General features: G+C 65.2%; 14 protein-coding genes. 7 read left to right on the top strand and 7 right to left on the bottom strand.

Features of this window, described 5'->3' with window-relative positions; genetic code table 11:
* Window positions 1-2 precede the first annotated feature (2 nt).
* Window positions 3-1,268, bottom strand: coding sequence for an MFS transporter (locus tag AC07VI_RS01905; RefSeq protein WP_086146816.1), 1,266 nt, complete (start codon window positions 1,266-1,268; stop codon window positions 3-5).
* Between the two features lie 132 nt (window positions 1,269-1,400).
* On the opposite strand from AC07VI_RS01905, the gene AC07VI_RS01900 reads away from it, so the two are divergent.
* Entirely contained in the window at window positions 1,401-1,796 is a 396-nt protein-coding gene (locus AC07VI_RS01900; protein ID WP_034785429.1) for a group II truncated hemoglobin, read from the top strand.
* Between the two features lie 5 nt (window positions 1,797-1,801).
* A complete protein-coding gene (locus tag AC07VI_RS01895; protein ID WP_086146749.1) occupies window positions 1,802-3,187 on the top strand; it encodes a DNA recombination protein RmuC in 1,386 nt (461 codons plus the stop codon).
* A 324-nt stretch (window positions 3,188-3,511) separates the two neighbouring features.
* On the opposite strand, the gene AC07VI_RS01890 is transcribed toward AC07VI_RS01895, so the two are convergent.
* Window positions 3,512-4,423, bottom strand: coding sequence for an MHFG family PEP-CTERM protein (locus AC07VI_RS01890; protein WP_099374292.1), 912 nt, complete (start codon window positions 4,421-4,423; stop codon window positions 3,512-3,514).
* Window positions 4,424-4,478: 55 nt separating this feature from the next.
* Here AC07VI_RS01890 and AC07VI_RS01885 point away from each other — a divergent pair, with 55 nt between their 5' ends.
* On the top strand, window positions 4,479-4,685 hold the full coding sequence (locus tag AC07VI_RS01885) for a hypothetical protein (RefSeq protein ID WP_139842651.1): 207 nt from the start codon (window positions 4,479-4,481) through the stop codon (window positions 4,683-4,685).
* 35 nt (window positions 4,686-4,720) lie between these two features.
* On the opposite strand, the gene AC07VI_RS01880 is transcribed toward AC07VI_RS01885, so the two are convergent.
* From AC07VI_RS01880 to AC07VI_RS01860, 5 genes are all read right to left on the bottom strand, one after another.
* Window positions 4,721-5,509 (bottom strand): hypothetical protein, encoded by a 789-nt coding sequence (locus AC07VI_RS01880; RefSeq protein ID WP_086148249.1) that lies wholly within the window; start codon window positions 5,507-5,509, stop codon window positions 4,721-4,723.
* Window positions 5,509-7,368, bottom strand: a complete 1,860-nt coding sequence (moeA, locus tag AC07VI_RS01875) for a molybdopterin molybdotransferase MoeA (RefSeq protein ID WP_492995508.1) — start codon at window positions 7,366-7,368, stop codon at window positions 5,509-5,511. Before moeA ends, AC07VI_RS01880 begins: the two co-directional genes overlap by 1 nt.
* Before the next feature lie 62 nt (window positions 7,369-7,430).
* Entirely contained in the window at window positions 7,431-8,552 is a 1,122-nt protein-coding gene (gene moaA / locus AC07VI_RS01870) for a GTP 3',8-cyclase MoaA (protein ID WP_086148251.1), read from the bottom strand.
* Between the two features lie 29 nt (window positions 8,553-8,581).
* Window positions 8,582-9,922, bottom strand: a complete 1,341-nt coding sequence (gene chrA / locus AC07VI_RS01865; protein ID WP_086148252.1) for a chromate efflux transporter — start codon at window positions 9,920-9,922, stop codon at window positions 8,582-8,584.
* Window positions 9,923-10,010: 88 nt separating this feature from the next.
* Window positions 10,011-13,205: an Rne/Rng family ribonuclease gene (locus AC07VI_RS01860; RefSeq protein ID WP_492995505.1), complete on the bottom strand. Its 3,195-nt coding sequence runs from the start codon at window positions 13,203-13,205 to the stop codon at window positions 10,011-10,013.
* Between the two features lie 676 nt (window positions 13,206-13,881).
* Between AC07VI_RS01860 and AC07VI_RS01855 the strand changes: the two genes are divergently transcribed.
* From AC07VI_RS01855 to AC07VI_RS01840, 4 genes are all read left to right on the top strand, one after another.
* Entirely contained in the window at window positions 13,882-14,877 is a 996-nt protein-coding gene (locus AC07VI_RS01855) for an RluA family pseudouridine synthase (RefSeq protein WP_086148254.1), read from the top strand.
* A 98-nt stretch (window positions 14,878-14,975) separates the two neighbouring features.
* The gene (locus tag AC07VI_RS01850; RefSeq protein WP_492995503.1) at window positions 14,976-15,635 is read left to right on the top strand and encodes an HAD-IA family hydrolase; all 660 of its coding nucleotides are present in this window, start codon (window positions 14,976-14,978) and stop codon (window positions 15,633-15,635) included.
* Window positions 15,632-16,009, top strand: a complete 378-nt coding sequence (locus AC07VI_RS01845; protein WP_086148255.1) for a Rieske (2Fe-2S) protein — start codon at window positions 15,632-15,634, stop codon at window positions 16,007-16,009. The genes AC07VI_RS01850 and AC07VI_RS01845 overlap by 4 nt, the downstream gene beginning before the upstream one ends.
* A gap of 41 nt (window positions 16,010-16,050) precedes the next feature.
* Window positions 16,051-17,049 (top strand): S49 family peptidase, encoded by a 999-nt coding sequence (locus AC07VI_RS01840; protein WP_086148256.1) that lies wholly within the window; start codon window positions 16,051-16,053, stop codon window positions 17,047-17,049.
* Window positions 17,050-17,356: the final 307 nt, after the last annotated feature.

Here is a 17,356-nt window from a genome sequence, read left to right as displayed (position 1 = left end):
TCTCAATGTGACGATACGGAAGGGCTGCCCGCGATGCGGGGAATGTCGGTCAGCAGGGCGGCGGCCACGGCGGCGGCCAGCAGCAGGGCGCCGCCGCCGCAAAACAGTTCGCCCACGCTCAGGTGGCGCAGCAGCGCGCCCGTGGCCGCGGCCGACAGGGGCGCCAGGCCCAGGAAGATACCCATGAACAAGGCCATCGCGCGGCCCAGCATGGCGGGCGCTACGCGCCGCTGTATCCACGTAAAGATGACGACCTGCAAGTAACCGGACAGCAGGCCCGTGACGGCCAGCAGGGCCGCGCCGTGCCAGGCCGTGCTGATTTGTCCCAGCGCCATTAGCAGGCAAGCCACGACAGCGTCGGCGGCCAGCAGGACGGCGCCGAAATGGCGGCGCAGCCAGGCGCCGCCCAGGCTGGAGGCCAGCATGCCGGCCAGGGTGCCCGCGCCATGCGCGCCCATCAGCAAACCGAGCGCCGGGGCGCCATGCAGGCGCTCGCTGGCCAGCACGGGCAAGGCCACTTGCAGCGGACCCATGACGAAGAAGGCCACCACCGCCCAGTACGCATAGCAGCTGCGCAAGGGACGGTCGCGCCACACCATGGCCAGGCCCGCCGCCAAGTCGCGCCACATGCCCTGCGCTGCGGCCGCTGCCCGGGGCCGCAGCTTGACTTGGCGCAAGGTCCAGGCGGAAAACACAAACGTCAGCGCATCGATGGCGAAGGCGGCGGCCAGCGCCGTCATGCTGGTTTGCTGCCCGCCATCGCGGGCGCCCAGCACGAGCGCCGCCAGCAGCGGCCCGGCCAGCAGGGACAACTGGCGCACACCCATCTGCAAGCCATTGGCTTTCTGCAACGATGATGCTGGCACGGCTTGCGGCAGGATGGCTGTGCCGGCCGGGATGCCGAAGGCGGATGCGATGCCCAGTGCCAGCGCGGCCGCATACGCGAGCGCCAGGCTGGCGTGGTCCAGCATCAGCAGTCCCGCCAGCAGCAGCAGGATGGCAGCGTTCGCATATTTGCTCAGCAGCATCACGCGGCCGGGCGAGTAACGGTCGGCGATGGTGCCGCCGAGCAAGATGAGTACGGCGCGCGGCGCGCCCATCAGGGCGACGGCGATGCCCAGGCTGAGGCTATCGCCCGTCAGGCTGAGCACGAGCCAGGGCAGGGCCAGCAGGCTGAACTGGTCGCCCAGCATGGAAACGAGGCCGCCGCCCAGCAGCCAGCGGAAGTTGGTATTGCTCAGCAAATCGGTGTCTGTGGCGCTTGGCATATTGGTCTTTTCCGTGTTTAAAAATTGCATAGTAGTTGATAAAAGCTTGAGTGGTCAAGTATATTGCCATTTATTGTGGCAGGGAGTGCCAGTGCCGCATGGCGCGCCGGCGCTTGCGCTATCATGGCGGCCATGACCGATACCACTGCCCCCACCCTGTACGAGACCATCGGCGGCGCCCCCGTGCTGCGCGAGATGGTCGACCGTTTTTATGATCTGATGGAGCTCGAAGCCGAGTTCGCCGGCATCCGCGTCATGCATCCGCCCTCGACGGACGGTTCGCGCGACAAGCTGTATTTCTTCCTCACGGGCTGGATGGGCGGGCCGGATTTGTATATCGAGAAATTCGGCCACCCGCGCCTGCGCGCCCGTCATTTGCCCTACGCCATCGGCACCAGCGAGCGCGACCAGTGGCTGCGGGCCATGGCCTGGGCCATGGAAGACACGGGCATCGAAGAATCCCTGCGCGTGCGCCTGATGGAATCGTTCTACCAGACGGCCGACTGGATGCGCAACAAACCGGACTGATACCCATGAGCCCTATCGAGTTCTACAGCCTGCTGGGCGCCGCCATCGCCGCCATCGTCCTGTTGCTCTTGCTGCTGCTGCGCCCCCGTGGCGCGGCCGGCGATGGCGCCACCACGCTGGCGCTGGTGCAGCAGCACCAGCAGCAAAGCCTGGAACGCATCGACCGGGTCGAGCGCGAAGTGCGGCTGCAATTGCAGGCGTCGGCGCAGGCCACGCGGCAAGACCTGGCGGCCGGCCTGGCGCAATTCCAGGCGGCAACCCTGCAGCAGCTCGACAGCCTGCGCACGCAGATGCAGGCGCAGGGGAAAGTGGGGCGCGAGGAACAGGCGCAAAGCCTGGCGCGCTTTGCCGACAGCACGAATCAAACCTTGTCCCAGCTGACGGAATCGAATGCCCAGCGCATGCTGGAAGTGCGCGCCACGCTGGAAAACAAGATCCGCGACTTGCAGGCCGACAATGGCGCGCGCCTGGAAGAAATGCGCAAGACGGTCGATGAAAAGCTGCACGCGACGCTGGAAACGCGCCTTTCCGCCTCGTTCCAGCAAGTGTCGGAGCGGCTCGAAAAAGTCCACCAGGGCCTCGGCGAGATGCAGCAGCTGGCGCTGGGCGTGGGCGATTTGAAGCGGGTGCTCACCAACGTCAAGACGCGGGGCACGTGGGGCGAAGTGCAGCTGGAAATGCTGCTGGAGCAGGTACTCACTGTCGACCAGTATGCGAAGAACGTGGAAACGGTGCCTGGGACCGGCGCACGCGTGGAGTTCGCCCTGAAGCTGCCGGGCATGGTCGAAGGCGGCGCGCCCGTGTGGATGCCGATCGACGCGAAATTCCCGAAAGAACAGTACGAGCGCCTGGTCGAGGCGGCCGAGCGGGCCGACGCCGACGGCGTGGCCCAGGCCGGACGCGAGCTGGAACGGGCCGTGCGGGGCGAGGCGAAGACCATCGCCGAGAAATACCTGGCGCCGCCGCAGACCACCGACTTTGCCATCCTCTTCCTGCCCACGGAAGGTTTATATGCGGAAGTGCTGCGCCGGCCGGGCCTGGCCGACGAATTGCAGCGCGTGCACCGGGTCAGCATCGCCGGACCGTCCACCCTGACAGCCTTGCTCAACAGCCTGCAGATGGGTTTTCGCACCCTGGCGCTGGAAAAGCGCTCGTCCGAAGTGTGGCAGGTGCTGGGCGCCGTCAAGACGGAATTCGGCAAGTTCGGCGACGTGCTGGCGCAAACCAAGCTGACCCTGGAGCGGGCGGCGAAGAATATCGAAAGCGCGGAAGTGCGCAGCCGGCAGATGGCGCGCAAGCTCAAATCCGTGGAAGCCTTGCCCGGCGAGGCGGCCGCCTTGCTGCTGGGCGCGGCCGATGCGGGGCTGTCCGCCGAGGCGGACGGCGAATAGGCACGTCATGTTCGCCGTCGCGGCCGGCTAGGCCTGTGCTTCCTCGTCCATCTGGCGCTTGACGATTGCAGCGGTGATGCTGCCGGGCGCATCGAGCCTGCGCCGCGCCGGCGCGCATGGCGTCATGCGCCAGGCCGGCCAGCAGGGCGGCGCACCGGGCCTCGGCCTCGGCGGCCTGCCCTTGCCCGCGCTGCACGGCAGCGGCGATCCGCACGTCTTTCACCAGATTCATCAACTCCGCCGCCAGGCGCGGCGCCGTGCCCGGCGCAGGAAGCAAAGGCTGGCTGGCGGCCAGGGCATTGACGGTATCGAGGTGGCCAGGCCTCAGGCGGCATGCTTGCCGGCACGGTGTTTGCTGGCGCCGAAGGCCGTCAGCGCCAGTCCCGCCAGCAGCATGGCCCAGGTGTCCGGTTCCGGCACGGCCGGCAAGACATTCGGGCCGGTGGGCGGCAAGGTGGGCAGGGTCACGGTGGGCGGCACGATGATGCTGCTGCCCGCCGAACCGGGCGGCAAGCCGCCAGCGCCGCCGCTGCCGCCCGTGCCGGCCGGCGGCGAGATGCCGCCGACGGTGCGCAGGTAATCGAAGGGCAGGAAAGGAATGCCGGCCACTTCGGGCGGCATGGCGTCGCCCGTGAACGAGCCGCCGCGCAAGGCGTCGGGATGGTCGATCAGGGGCACGCCTGCCGTTTCTGCGGCGGCGGGCGCGGCGGCAACGGGTGCTGCAGCGCCGGGTGCGGCGCCCGCCGCCGGCGGCGCCGACGCGGGCGCCTGCGTGATGCGGCTGACGTTGCGGCAGATCGTCGGCACGAGGATGCACTGGCCCTGCACGCAATACACGAGTCCCCGTTCCTGCATCTGCTCGCTCCATCCCGCGCGCGTGACGTTGCGGCAGACGCGGCCAGGGCCGAAATGCATCTCGCTGATGCGCGCGTTGTAGTTGCCCTTGCCGCGGATGGCGTCGCGGCTGATCACGACGATCTCGTCGTACTGGCGCGCGCGCATGCGCTCCTTCAATTGTTCGCGCACCTGGGGCGCGATATCCGTATAGCGGTCCACGGCCGCCACCACGTCACCCATGAACGGATCGACGCCGGGACGGTTCCAGCTGCAATTATCGAGCACGTCGGCGCGGGCCATGCCTTTCGCGCTGGCGGGCAGGGGCGTCAGGGACAACATGCCGAACAGGACGGCGGCACCCAGCATGCAGGCGCCCGCGATCGATGGGCCGTGTTTCATTGGTAGTTTCCTCGTGAAAACAATATCAAAATTGAACTCTTTTGCTTGAGTCCGGATGTTATCACCGAAGAAACTTCAATATCAACAAATAAATAAAATTATTACAATTAGTGTTGTGTTTATTGATATGTTATTGAGCGAAATAATTAATATTTTTATCTCGGTGGGAAAAGGCGTTCAAATGAGGAAAATTGATTGCGCAGGGGCAATGCAAGCGGCCCGCGCAGGGCGGGCCGTGGTGGTGCTTGAAGAAGGATGTTGAGCGAGCTGGCGCCGCAGCGCCGACCGCATGTCGCGCTAGAACGTGCCCCGGCAGGCAGGTGCCTCGAAGCGGGGATAGCCGATGGCCGGCAACTTGTGCAGCCAGGTGCGCATCAAGGTACGCGCACCTTGTGCATCGTGCGGCTGGCTGTCACGCTGCAGGTCGGCGGCGAGCGTGGCCAGCTCGGTGCAGATGGGCTGCTTGCCGGCCTGCGCGGCCAGCAGGGACGCCAGCAGTTCCGGTAGTACGTCCGCCGCTGGCGCCGCCTGGCGCTTGGCGCGATAGTGCTGCCAGTAGCGCTCGGCGGCATCGCCATCAAAGCTGGGGACGAAACCGAACGTGGCGTCATCATGGTGCAAGCGGTACACGGTGGGAAAATAATGCGGACCCGTCAGTTCGCCGGGGAACCGGTCGCGCCGCAGGACGTCGATGGCCAGCGATCCGTCGCGTTCCACGCGCACGGCGCTGGGCGAATCGAACTGGTCCACGCTCACCATGGCGGGCGAGTTGCCTTGCATGAAGATGATCTTTTGCGTGTAATGGCGCCCGCCCAGGTGGCCGCACAGGGCCACATAGCTGTCGTTGAGGACGGTGACGGCCGCAATGGCGCCGCAGCCCGGCTGCAAGGGCGTATTTTCCTGCCACGCGAGACCTTGGTCGGCGGCGCGCACGATGCTGATGCGGCCCACGCTGGCGCCATGCAAGTCGCCCGGCGCCGTTTCGATGCGCTCGTCGAAGCGCACCGTGTAGCCATTGCTGTGGACTTCGCCAGCATGCGCCGCCATGCCCGGCAGCAGGGCCAGCGCCAGAACTAGATGTTTCATCAGGTCAATCCGTGGAACAGCACGATATCGACCAGGTCGCCGGCCGCCACGTTGCCTTGCGCTTCATGCAGCACGATCATGCAATTGGCTTGCGTCATCGAGCGCAGGATGCCCGAGCCTTGCGCGCCGGTCACGCGCACATGCTGGCGCCCGTCCGCATCGCGCTCGACGATGCCGCGCTGGTATTCCGTGCGGCCCCGCTTCTTGCGGATGGGCGCCTGTGCCGCCACCTGCAGCAGCGGCAGGCTGGACGCCTCCGCATCGGCGCCCATCAGGCGCAGCAGGGCGGGGCGGGCGAGGAAATAGAAGGTCGCCATCACGGCCACGGGGTTGCCGGGCAAGCCCAGCAGCAAGGCCGTGTCGCCCGCGCTGGCGATCCGGCCAAACGCCATGGGGCGGCCCGGACGCATGTTGATGTGCCAGAAGGCGACCTTGCCCAGGCGGGCCAGGATTTCGCGCGTAAAATCGGCCGCGCCGCTGGAGACGCCGCCCGAAGTGATGATGACGTCGGCCGAGGCGCAGGCGCCGCGCAGGGCCGCTTCCAGCGCCGGCGGATTGTCCTTGACGATGCCCATGTCGAGTACCTCGCAGCCGAGGCGGGTCAGCATGCCCAGCAGGGTGTAGCGGTTGCTGTCGTAGATGCAGCCGGCGGCCAGCGGTTCGCCGATCGAGCGCAATTCGTCGCCCGTGGAAAAGAAGGCCACGCGCAGGCGGCGGCGCACGGGCACCGTGGCGATGCCCAGCGAGGCGAGCAAACCCAGCTCGGCCGGACCCAGGCGCTTGCCCTGCAGCAAGGCCGGTTTGCCCTGCATCAAGTCTTCGCCCTTGAAACGGCGGTTGTCGCCGGGACGGATGCAGTCCGGCGCCAGCGTGATGCTCGTTTCGCCCGCTTGCAGCACGAGTTCCTGCGGCACCACGCTGTCGCAGCCGTCGGGCATGACGGCGCCCGTCATGATGCGCGCGCATTGCCCGCGTGCAACTTTGACGGTGCCGGGACGCCCGGCCAGGATGGTGTCGACGACGGCCAGGGTGACAGGGGCGCCGCCGCCGAGGTCGGCGCCAAGGTCAGCTCCGTAAAGCGCATAGCCATCCATGGCGGAATTGTCGTGCGCGGGCACGCTGATGGGCGAGATGATGTCGGCCGCCAGGATGCGCTCGAACGCCTGCTGCAGCGGCAATTGCTCGATGTCGGCCACGGGCGTGACGGTATCGGCGAGGATGGCTTGCGCCATCGGCACGCTCAATGCCCGCGCCTGCAGGGCGACCAGCTCGTCCGGCGTATTCACGTTGCCAAACGCGGCGCTGTCTTCGAACAGCACCTCGGCCAGCTTCAGGGGGCCGTGCCAGGTGCGCATGCGGCGCTCGCCGGCGGCCAGGTAGGCGTCCAGCTGGGGCAGGGCCGATGTTTTCACCAGGCAAAAAACGGGATGGGGACGGCGTACCGTCAATCCCGTCGCCGGATCAAGCTCTTCGGTGACGGCGATGGCCATGTCGGCATTGTTTTGCGTCAAGCCGGCGGCCAGGCGCGCCGCCAGGTCGGGCGGCAGCAGGGGCGAGTCGCACGGCACGCTCAGCAGGTAGGGCGTGGCGGCGTGCCGCATGCCGCTGTGCAGACCTGCCAGCGGGCCGGCGTGGCCGGGCAGCACGTCTTGCCAGACGGGCAGGCCAAAACGGGCGTAGTTGCCGGCGTGTTCGTTGGCGCTGATGGCCAGCGGGCCCACTTGCGGCGCCAGGCGCTGCAGCACGTGGCGGGCCAGGGGCTGGCCGTGCAGCGGCTGCATGCCCTTGTCGCCGTGGCCCATGCGCGTGCCGAGTCCGCCAGCAAGAATGAGGCCGGTAATATCGTGTTTGTTGATCATGTCAGGTAGGAAAATGGGTGCATGCGCCATGGTAGCAGCGGCGGGCGCCCCTTGCGTCCGATTCAGCCGCCGATATATGACATTTCCACTTTCTTTTTACCGCGCTCAAGCGCGCCGCCCGTCAAGTCCGTCTGGCTGGTGCGCAAGGCCGAATAGCGGTCGGCGCGGCCGCGCCACAGCTGCGCCACCACCGTGGAAATCTCCTCGTCGCTGCGTCCGCCGCGCAGCAGGCCGCGCAAGTCGTGGCCGCTGGTGGCGAACAGGCAAGTGTAGAGCTTGCCTTCGGTCGATAGGCGGGCGCGGCTGCAGTCGGCGCAGAACGCCTGCGTGACGCTGGAAATGAGGCCGATCTCGCCGTCGCCGTCCGCATAGCGCCAGCGCGCCGCCGTCTCGCCCGCGTAGTTGGGGTTGATCGGCAGCAAAGGCATGTGTTCCGCGATGCGCCGCGCGACCTCGGCCGAAGGGATGACTTCCTGCAAGTTCCAGCCGTTCGAGGCGCCCACGTCCATGTATTCGATGAAGCGCAGGATGTAGGGCGTGCCCTTGAAGTGGCGCGCCATGGGCACGATTTCCTGCTCGTTCATGCCGGCCTTGACCACCATGTTGATCTTGATCGGTCCCAGGCCCGCCGCGTGGGCGGCGGCGATGCCGTCCAGCACGTCGGCGACGGCGAAATCGACGTCGTTCATGCGCTTGAAGGTGGCGTCGTCGAGCGAGTCGAGCGACACGGTGACGCGGTTCAGGCCCGCATCCTTGAGCGCTTGCGCTTTTCTGGCCAGCAGGGAACCGTTGGTCGTCAGGGTCAGGTCCAGCGGCTGGCCTGACGGCGTGCGCAGTGCGGCCAGCATGGCGACGAGCTTTTCGATATTCTTGCGCAGCAGCGGCTCGCCGCCCGTCAGGCGGATCTTTTCCACGCCGTGCGCGACGAACAGGCGCGCTACGCGCGTGATTTCCTCGAAGGACAGCAAATCCGTGTGCGGCAGGTAGACGTGATTCTTGTCGAATACGTCCTTCGGCATGCAGTACACGCAGCGGAAATTGCAGCGGTCGGTAATCGAGATGCGCAGGTCGTGCAGGGGCCGGCCCAGGCGGTCGGCGACGCTGCCGCTGGGGCTTTCCAGCCGCTCGGGTATCGCCAGCACCCCGTTGCGGGCCTCGGCGAGGTAGATAATCTTGTCAGCCATGAAAGGTGATGCCAGTTACGTTAAGTCGTTCAAGGCAGATACGATAGCACGAGGCCGAAGATGGCACAGGCGAGCAGCAATTTGATGGTTCCCATTTGAAACCTGATCAGCGCCACGCCGGCCGCCGCGCCGATGGCGAGGGCCAGCCAATCCCAGTGCGGCAAGGGTGTTTCCAGCCAGAAGACGTGGCGGCCGAAGAACAGGGCCAGGCTGGCGATGACGCCCACCACGGCCGCTGAAATGGCGTTCAGGGGCGCGCTCAGGCGCAGGTTGCCGCGCGTCGCCTCCACCAGCGGCGCGCCGGCCAGGATGAAGATGAATGACGGCAGGAAAGTAAACCAGCTGGCGACGAGGGCGCCGCACACGCCCGCCAGCCACAGGTTGCCGCCCAGCACCGCGTGGCTCCAGCCGCCCACGAAACCGATGAAGGCGACGATCATGATCAAGGGGCCGGGCGTCGTTTCGCCCAGCGCCAGGCCATCCATCATCTGCGTGCTGCTGATCCAGTGGTATTGCTCGACGGTGCCCTGCACCAGATAGGGCAGCACGGCATACGCGCCGCCGAACGTCAGCAGGGCGGCCTTGCTGAAAAACACGCCCATCTGCGCCAGCGGCTGATCCTTTCCGCCCAGCAGCGCCAGGCCCAGCCAGGCGAGCAAGGCCAGCGCCACCCCCAGGCTGGCCATGCCCAGCAGGCGCGGCCATTTGAGCTGCGCGTGCTCCGGCGTGGGCGTGTCGTCGTCGATCAGGGCGGCGCCGTGGCGGGCCGCGCCGCCGTGCCGCGTGCCGCCGGCCTGGAAATGGGCCGGCAGCCAGCGCCCGCCCGCCATGCCCAGCAGGGCCGCGCCAAAGACGATCAGCGGAAATGGCAGATGAAGCGCGGCGATGGCGATAAATGCCGCCGCCGCGATGGCGCTCAGGCCGGGGCTGCGCAAGGTGCGCCGGCCCAGGCGCCACGCGGCCGCCACCACGATGGCGACGACGGCCGGCTTGACGCCGTACAGGATGCCGGCGATGGCGGCCACGTGGCCATACGCCATGTACAGCCAGGACAGGACGATCAGCAGCAGCAGCGAGGGCAGCAGGAACAGCAGTCCGGCCAGGATGCCGCCGCGCGTGCGGTGCATCAGCCAGCCGATGTAGATGGCCAGCTGGGTCGCTTCCGGCCCCGGCAGCAGCATGCAGTAATTGAGGGCGTGCAGGAAGCGCTGCTCGGAGATCCAGCGCCGCTTTTCCACCAGTTCCGCATGCATCATGGCGATCTGCCCGGCGGGGCCGCCAAAGCTGACGCAGCCCAGCTTGAGCCAGTACCAGAAGGCGCTGCGCAGGGTGACGGGGGCGGGAGGGGAAAGGTCGGCGTTCTCGTGCATGGCGGCTGGCTGGCAAAGGTGGGGACGTAAAAAAGGGGAAGCCTGAGCTCCCCCTTTCATCATTCGCGGCTGGGCAAACCCGGCACGCTTATGGACGCTGCGTGTTGACCTGGATCAACGGCTCATCCGATTGCGGCGGCAAGGGTTTGCGCTCGCGCGGCTTGCGCACGGGAGCGACGGCCTTGGCGGCAGCTTCCTGCGCCAGGCGCAGTTTTTCCGGATCGGTGGCGGCCAGGGTCAGGCCGGCCGAACCGAGCACCGCGTCCAGGTCCAGCGGCGCAGGCGCCGGCGATGGAGCCGGTGCGGAAGCTGGAGCGACGACAGGTGCCGGAGCAGGAGCAGGAGCAGCCACGGGGGCTGGCGCCGCAGCGGGAGCAACTTCGGCAAGCGCCGGGGCGGCTTCCACCACGACAGGTGCTGCTTCGGCGACTGGCGCTGCTTCAGCCACGACGGCGGTTTCCACGACGGCGGCCGTTTCCACGACCGGCGCCGCTTCGACGATGATTTCCGCTGGAGCTGGAGCTGGAGCAGGAGCTGGAGCTGGAGCTGGAGCAGGAGCTGCTGCTTCAGGCGCGGCCTTCTCGGCAAAGCTGTACTCGGCAGCTGGTGCTGGTTCGGCAGCGGCTGGTTCAGCTTGCGCTACAGCAACGACGGCCTCAACAGGGGCTTGCGGCACGATCACTTCAGCAACTGCGGCTTCTGCGGCAGGAGCGGCTACCTCGACCTTGGCGATCTCCACCACCTTGGCCACTTCCACCACTTCGACCACGTCCACGACGGCGGCTTCCACCGGCGCGGCGACGGCGGCAGCCACGACGGCCACTGGCGCAGCATCGGCAGCGGCGGCCGCTTCCGGCGCCGGAGCGACCGTAAAGCTGATCACGGGCGCGTCCTGGCCTTCGTTCTCGCCGTTTGCCGATTCAATCAGCTCGCCCGTTTCGCGGTCGCGGCGGTTGCGGTTGCGGCCGCCACGACGACGACGGCGGCGCGGTTCTTCGCCTTCCACGTCGTTTTCCGTCTCTTCGCCTTCAGGGCCGGCATTGGCCGGGGCCTTCAGCAAGCTCGTAGGCGCGGCGTCGGCGGCAGGGCCGTTTGACGCCACGACGACGTTGACAGCCGTGGCGGCAGCGCCGGCCAATGCCAGTTCTTCAGCTTTCACTTCAGCAACAACAGCCTTGTCGGCGCGTGGTTCGCGCGCTTCGCGCGGCTGGCGTGGCGGACGCTCGGCGCGTTCCGGACGCTCAGCGCGCTCGGGACGTTCCGCCCGTTCTGGACGCTCGCCCCGTTCGCGTGGCGCCGCTGCCGTATCGCCATTCTCGCGCGCTTCGCGCGGTTCGCGTGGCGGACGCGGCGGGCGTGGCGGACGGGCCGCCTTTTCCAGTGCTTCCGCTTCTTTCGCCGCATCGTCCTGGGCCGGACGGCCCTGGCCTGGTTCGCGCTCTTCGCGGCCAGGCTTGCCATTGCGGCCACGGCCACGCGGGCCACGGTTGCTGCGGTCGCCGCGGTCGGCATTGCCGGCCGGCTTGACTGGCGCGACAGGGGCGGGGGCCGGTGCCGGAGCAGCCGGCGCGCCCGTGAAGAAGCTGATGATTTTGGCGATCAGGCCTTGCGGCGCGGCAGGCGCGGCCACGGGAGCCGGTTTCGTTTCGACGGGCTTGCGCTCGACCAGCGGTGCCGGCTGGTCAGGCGTGATCGTCTTGACGACGGCTTCCTGGCGCGGCTTGGCTTCTTCCTTCTGGCGCTTGCTGTAGGCCATGTCGGTTTCAGCGCTTTCGGCCAGGTTGTAGCTGGCCTGGCTGTCTTCCAGACGCGGATCGTCGTGCTTGATGCGTTCGAGCTTGTAGTGCGGCGTTTCCAGATGCTTGTTCGGGATCAGGATCACGGCGATGCGGTGGCGGTTCTCGATCTTCAGCACTTCGCCGCGCTTTTCGTTGAGCAGGAAGGCGCCCACGTCCACGGGCACCTGCACGTGGATGGTGGCCGAGTTTTCCTTCATCGCCTCTTCCTGGATGATGCGCAGCACCTGCAGGGCGGACGATTCCGTGTCGCGGATGTGGCCGGTGCCGGAGCAGCGCGGGCACGTCACGTGCGAACCTTCGGACAGCGAAGGGCGCAGGCGCTGGCGCGACAGTTCCATCAGGCCGAAGCGGGAAATCTTGCCCATTTGTACACGGGCACGGTCATGGTGCAGCGCGTCCTTCAGGCGCTGTTCCACTTCGCGTTGATTTTTTGCCACTTCCATGTCGATGAAGTCGATGACGATCAGGCCGCCCAGGTCGCGCAAGCGCAGCTGGCGGGCCACTTCCTCGGCCGCTTCGCAGTTGGTGTTGAAGGCGGTCGTCTCGATGTCCGAGCCGCGCGTGGCGCGCGCCGAGTTGACGTCGACGGAGACCAGCGCTTCGGTGTGGTCGATGACGATGGCGCCGCCCGATGGCAGCGGCACGGTGCGGCTGTAGGCCGTTTCGATCTGGTGTTCGATCTGGAAGCGCGAGAACAGCGGCACGTCGTCGCTGTAGCGCTTGACGCGGTGCACCATGTCGGGCATCACGTGGCTCATGAACTGGTGCGCCTGGTCGTAGATCTCGTCGGTGTCGATCAGGATCTCGCCGATGTCGGGCTGGAAGTAGTCGCGGATGGCGCGGATGACGAGCGACGATTCCTGGTAGATCAGGAAGGCGCCGTTGGCCGACTTGCCGGCGCCTTCGATGGCGCGCCACAGTTGCATCAGGTAGTTCAAGTCCCACTGCAGTTCATCGACGTTGCGGCCGATGCCGGCCGTGCGGGCAATGACGGACATGCCAGCAGGCAAGTCCAGCTTATCCATGGTTTCGCGCAATTCCTGGCGCTCTTCCCCTTCCACGCGGCGCGATACGCCACCGCCACGCGGGTTGTTCGGCATCAAGACCAGATAGCGGCCGGCCAGCGAGACGAACGAGGTCAGCGCGGCGCCCTTGTTGCCGCGCTCTTCCTTTTCCACCTGGACCATGATTTCCTGGCCTTCGCGCAGCGCTTCCTTGACGGACGCGTTACGCACGTCGACGCCTTCGCGGAAATACGTGCGGGCAACTTCCTTGAAGGGCAGGAAGCCGTGGCGGTCTTCGCCATAGCTGACGAAGCACGCTTCGAGCGAAGGCTCGATGCGCGTGATGACGCCCTTGTAGATGTTGGATTTGCGCTGTTCGCGCCCGGCTGTCTCGATATCGATGTCGATCAGTTTTTGTCCGTCGACAATCGCTACGCGCAGTTCTTCTTGCTGCGTGGCATTAAACAACATGCGTTTCATTTTTATAACTCCGCGACCCGTAGGCCATCTCAAAGCCGCTTCCGGGGAAGCGGCGACAGTACAGGGATATATGCGAGAACGGGAGTGTTGGCGGGGGGAATGCCTTAGCGTGCGGAGCAACAACGCGTGATGCGTTGCGGCCGCAACAGGGCGCGGTGAGGTCGATCGTCATGCCGAGTGCACAGGACACCTGCAACTCATCTGAAACAGCCCGGATGCCGGGGGCAGAGAATGCAGGTGGTCAGCAAATTCAGAGCCAAATCGTAGGCCGGCTCATGACAGGGATCGCGATGGCGAGGCTTGGCCTCAGCCTATTCATCGACAACCCTCTGGTGGCCGCATACGGGGTTTGGCGAAAACGGCAAGCGTTATCAACTTCATCAACCCGCGAGCCCGACTCGATAAGTCGCGCTAACGGGTACTTATCCTTATAATCCCACACTCACTTCAGCATCTCCACGCGTTATCCGATTACAACTACGGTGCAACCTTGATTCGCGCAGGGATGGTGCATATACGTTTTTTTCCACCGAATTTGCAATTTGGCGAGGCCGGTGGAGACGCCCCTGTGTAAAATGTGCTTTTATTCTTACACTCGCAGCAGCCAGGGCCGCAGCAAAAACAATTATATATTCAAAATGAAGGACTTAGAGAGATTTCTGGGAAGACATAGTAAATGAAGAGTCAAAATGATGTTGTTCCCCCTTCAACACCCCCGGTTCAGCCGCAAGCCCAATTCGTAACGATCGCCGAGGAAGAAGCAGGCCAGCGCATCGACAACTACTTATTAAGAGTGTGCAAGGGAGTGCCTAAAAGCCACATCTACCGGATCTTGCGATCGGGAGAAGTGCGGGTGAATAAAGGCCGTATCGATCAGCTGTACCGTCTCGCCGCCGGCGACGTGGTGCGCATTCCACCCGTGCGCGTGGCCGAAAAGGCGCCCACGGGCGCGCCGGCCGCCGAATTCAAGATTATTTTCGAGGATGCGCAGCTGCTCGTCATCGACAAGCCGGCCGGCGTGGCCGTGCATGGCGGCTCGGGCGTCTCGTTCGGCGTGATCGAGCAATTGCGCGCTTCGCGCCCCGACGCCAAGTTCCTGGAACTGGTGCACCGCCTGGACCGCGACACGTCCGGCTTGTTGTTGCTTGCAAAGAAACGTTCCGCGTTGACGAACTTGCATGAACAGATGCGCGACGGCGTCACGGACAAGCGCTACCTGGTGCTCGTGGCCGGCGACTGGAAGAACGCGCGCCAGCATATCAAGTTGCCATTGCATAAATATACGACGGCCGAAGGCGAGCGCCGGGTGGCCGTGCAGGCCGACGGCCTGGCGTCGCACACGGTGTTTTCACTGTTGCATAAATATCACAACTTCGCCTTGCTGGAAGCGGAATTGAAGACGGGCCGCACGCACCAGATCCGCGTGCACCTGTCCTCGTCCGGCTTCCCCATCGCCGGCGACGATAAATATGGCGACTTCGCCCTCAACCGCGCCCTGTTGAAGGCCGACAGCACGCGCGGCGCCCTGAAACGCATGTTCCTGCATGCGCACCAGATCACGTTTACGCATCCGGAAAACGGCAAGACGATGACCCTGAATGCGCCGCTGGCTGCCGAATGCGAGCGTTTCTTGGTAAGCTTGGGCAAACCATTGGCTGTTGCCGCTCGATAGTTAGATAGTTATCAAACGCGTGCGCGCGACGCTGCCCACAAGGCAGTCAGTCGCCATCATTCATTCTCAAGGAGCCGGCGGCGTTGTCGTCGGAAAACATGGCAAGAAAGCAATTTGATCTGATCGTCTTCGATTGGGACGGCACCCTGATAGACAGTACCTCGACCATCGTCAAGTGCATCCAGGCTTCGGCCAAAGACCTGGGCTTGCCTGTTCCCACCGAGTTGCAGGCCTCGCACGTGATCGGCCTGGGCCTGCAGGAAGCCATGCAGCTGGCGATGCCCGACGTGGAGCCGAAATACCATGCGCGCATGGCCGAGCGCTACCGTTATCACTATCTGTCGCGCGACCATGAGCTGGCACTGTTTCCGGGCGTGCATGAAATGCTGCTGGAATTGTCGCAGCAGGCGTATTTCCTCGCCGTCGCCACGGGCAAGAGCCGCGTCGGCCTGAACCGATCGCTGAACGCCGTCAAGCTGCTGTCCCTGTTCGATGCGACACGTTGCGCAGACGAAACTTTCTCCAAACCCCATCCGGCCATGCTGCAGGAACTGACGCGCGAACTGGGTCAGGACATGCGCCGCACGGTAATGGTCGGCGACACCAGCCATGATTTATTGATGGCAAGCAATGCAGGCGCGGCCAGTATTGCCGTAGAGTATGGGGCACATCCCGTCGAGCAGTTGCAAGCTTGCAAGCCCCTGTATTCGGCCGCCAAGGTGGCCGACCTGCATCAATGGCTGAGCGAGCACGCATGATGGGCGATGTGCCGGAAGTGCTCATTTGCGCGGCCGACGCCGTGGCCGACGGCGGCAAGGGCGTGCGCTTTCCCGTGCTGGCCGGGGGCGAAGCGACGACCGGCTTTGTCGTGCGCCATGGCGGCAAGGCGTATGGCTACCTGAACCGCTGCGCCCACGTGCCTATCGAGCTGGACTGGGCCGAGGGCGAGTTTTTCGAATCCAGCGGCCTGTACCTGATGTGTTCGACGCACGGCGCCATCTATGTGCCGGAAAGCGGTTTCTGCGCGGGCGGCCCCTGCAAGGGCGGCCGTTTGCGCCCGATTCCCGTGGCCGAGCGCGATGGCCAGCTGTACTGGCAGCCCGATGACTATGTCAGGCCTGTGCCGGCCTGAAGCCTGGCGCCGGTCTTTTTGCAATGTGAGCAAAGTGAACTATGAGCGATAACACGAATGACAAGCTGGACAGCGGTGCGGCCGCCGGCAACGGCGCCCCTGCCGGCCACTGGGAACGCGACGTGCTGGAAAAACTGGTGTTTGCCACGTTGCAAGAGCAGCGCGCCCACCGCCGCTGGAGCATCTTCTTCAAGGTCTTCGGCCTGCTGATCGTGCTGTTCGCCCTGTGGGTGTTTTATGACTACAACACGGCCGACGACAGCGAAACCCTGGGCCGCCACACGGCCCTGATCGACATCAGCGGCGCCATCGAGTCCGAGGGCAGCGGTTCGGCTGCCGTCGTCATCCCCGCGCTGGACAAGGCGTTTTCCGACGCCGGTTCCGTGGCCGTGGTGCTGCATATCAATAGTCCGGGCGGCAGCCCCGTGCAGGCGGGCATGATCGTCGACGAGATGCAGCGCCTGCGCAAGGGCTATCCGGACAAGCCCCTGTATGTGGTGGTCGATGAAATGTGCGCCTCGGGCGGCTATTACATCGCGGCCGCCGCCGACCGCATCTACGTCAACAAGGCCAGCGTGGTCGGCTCCATCGGCGTGCTGATGGACGGCTTCGGCTTTACGGGCGTGATGGAAAAAGTGGGCGTCGAGCGCCGTTTGCTGACGGCCGGCGAGAACAAGGGCTTCATGGACCCGTTCAGCCCGCTGACGGACAAGCACAAGGCGTATGCGCAGGGCATGCTCAATGAAATCCACCAGCAGTTCATCGAGGTGGTGCGGGCGGGACGGGGCAAGCGCCTGAAGGAAACGCCGGACACTTTCTCGGGGTTGTACTGGACCGGCGCGAAAGCCGTGGAAATGGGCCTGGCCGATGATTTCGGCACGGTCGACAGCGTGGCGCGCGACGTGGTCAAGGCGGAAGACATCGTCGACTACACGCAGCACGAAGGCTTGCCGGAACGGGTGCTGAAGAAGTTTGGCGCGGCCATGGGGGCGGGCGCCATGAAGGCGGCCGTGCAGCAGGCGCAACCGGCGTTGCGTTGAAGATATCTCTCGTAATAACTTGATAAGCCAATCGAGAATGATTTTCAATAAGATGGCAATTTGCCTTGAAAATCGACCCTTCTGGGCTATAGTGAAAGCGTAGTTCTTTTCAAGGAGGGGCGATATATCTACTATGTTGTCAGTACTTTGATGGGCAGGTCATGGAACTACTCGCCGCATCGCAGATGTGGTTTTGAGTGAATTTACATTCCTCACTAAAGTCCCGTTGGGGCTTGGGAACGGCGGCGCAATGCCGCCGTTCCCTTTTGTGCGTCGAAGTCGGGGATGACCTGGGCGGCGCGGTTGC

It is taken from the genome of Janthinobacterium sp. GW821-FHT03A03 (assembly GCF_059421435.1).
Note: the sequence above shows the minus strand (reverse complement) of the source record. Positions and strands in the feature narration are given on the sequence as shown.

Coding starts and splice junctions, on each gene's coding strand:
- AC07VI_RS01905 (WP_086146816.1), bottom strand. CDS start 1,268: ATGCCAAGCGCCACAGACACCGATTTGCTGAGCAATACCAACTTCCGC.
- AC07VI_RS01900 (WP_034785429.1), top strand. CDS start 1,401: ATGACCGATACCACTGCCCCCACCCTGTACGAGACCATCGGCGGCGCC.
- AC07VI_RS01895 (WP_086146749.1), top strand. CDS start 1,802: ATGAGCCCTATCGAGTTCTACAGCCTGCTGGGCGCCGCCATCGCCGCC.
- AC07VI_RS01890 (WP_099374292.1), bottom strand. CDS start 4,423: ATGAAACACGGCCCATCGATCGCGGGCGCCTGCATGCTGGGTGCCGCC.
- AC07VI_RS01885 (WP_139842651.1), top strand. CDS start 4,479: ATGTTATCACCGAAGAAACTTCAATATCAACAAATAAATAAAATTATT.
- AC07VI_RS01880 (WP_086148249.1), bottom strand. CDS start 5,509: ATGAAACATCTAGTTCTGGCGCTGGCCCTGCTGCCGGGCATGGCGGCG.
- moeA (WP_492995508.1), bottom strand. CDS start 7,368: ATGATCAACAAACACGATATTACCGGCCTCATTCTTGCTGGCGGACTC.
- moaA (WP_086148251.1), bottom strand. CDS start 8,552: ATGGCTGACAAGATTATCTACCTCGCCGAGGCCCGCAACGGGGTGCTG.
- chrA (WP_086148252.1), bottom strand. CDS start 9,922: ATGCACGAGAACGCCGACCTTTCCCCTCCCGCCCCCGTCACCCTGCGC.
- AC07VI_RS01860 (WP_492995505.1), bottom strand. CDS start 13,205: ATGAAACGCATGTTGTTTAATGCCACGCAGCAAGAAGAACTGCGCGTA.
- AC07VI_RS01855 (WP_086148254.1), top strand. CDS start 13,882: ATGAAGAGTCAAAATGATGTTGTTCCCCCTTCAACACCCCCGGTTCAG.
- AC07VI_RS01850 (WP_492995503.1), top strand. CDS start 14,976: ATGGCAAGAAAGCAATTTGATCTGATCGTCTTCGATTGGGACGGCACC.
- AC07VI_RS01845 (WP_086148255.1), top strand. CDS start 15,632: ATGATGGGCGATGTGCCGGAAGTGCTCATTTGCGCGGCCGACGCCGTG.
- AC07VI_RS01840 (WP_086148256.1), top strand. CDS start 16,051: ATGAGCGATAACACGAATGACAAGCTGGACAGCGGTGCGGCCGCCGGC.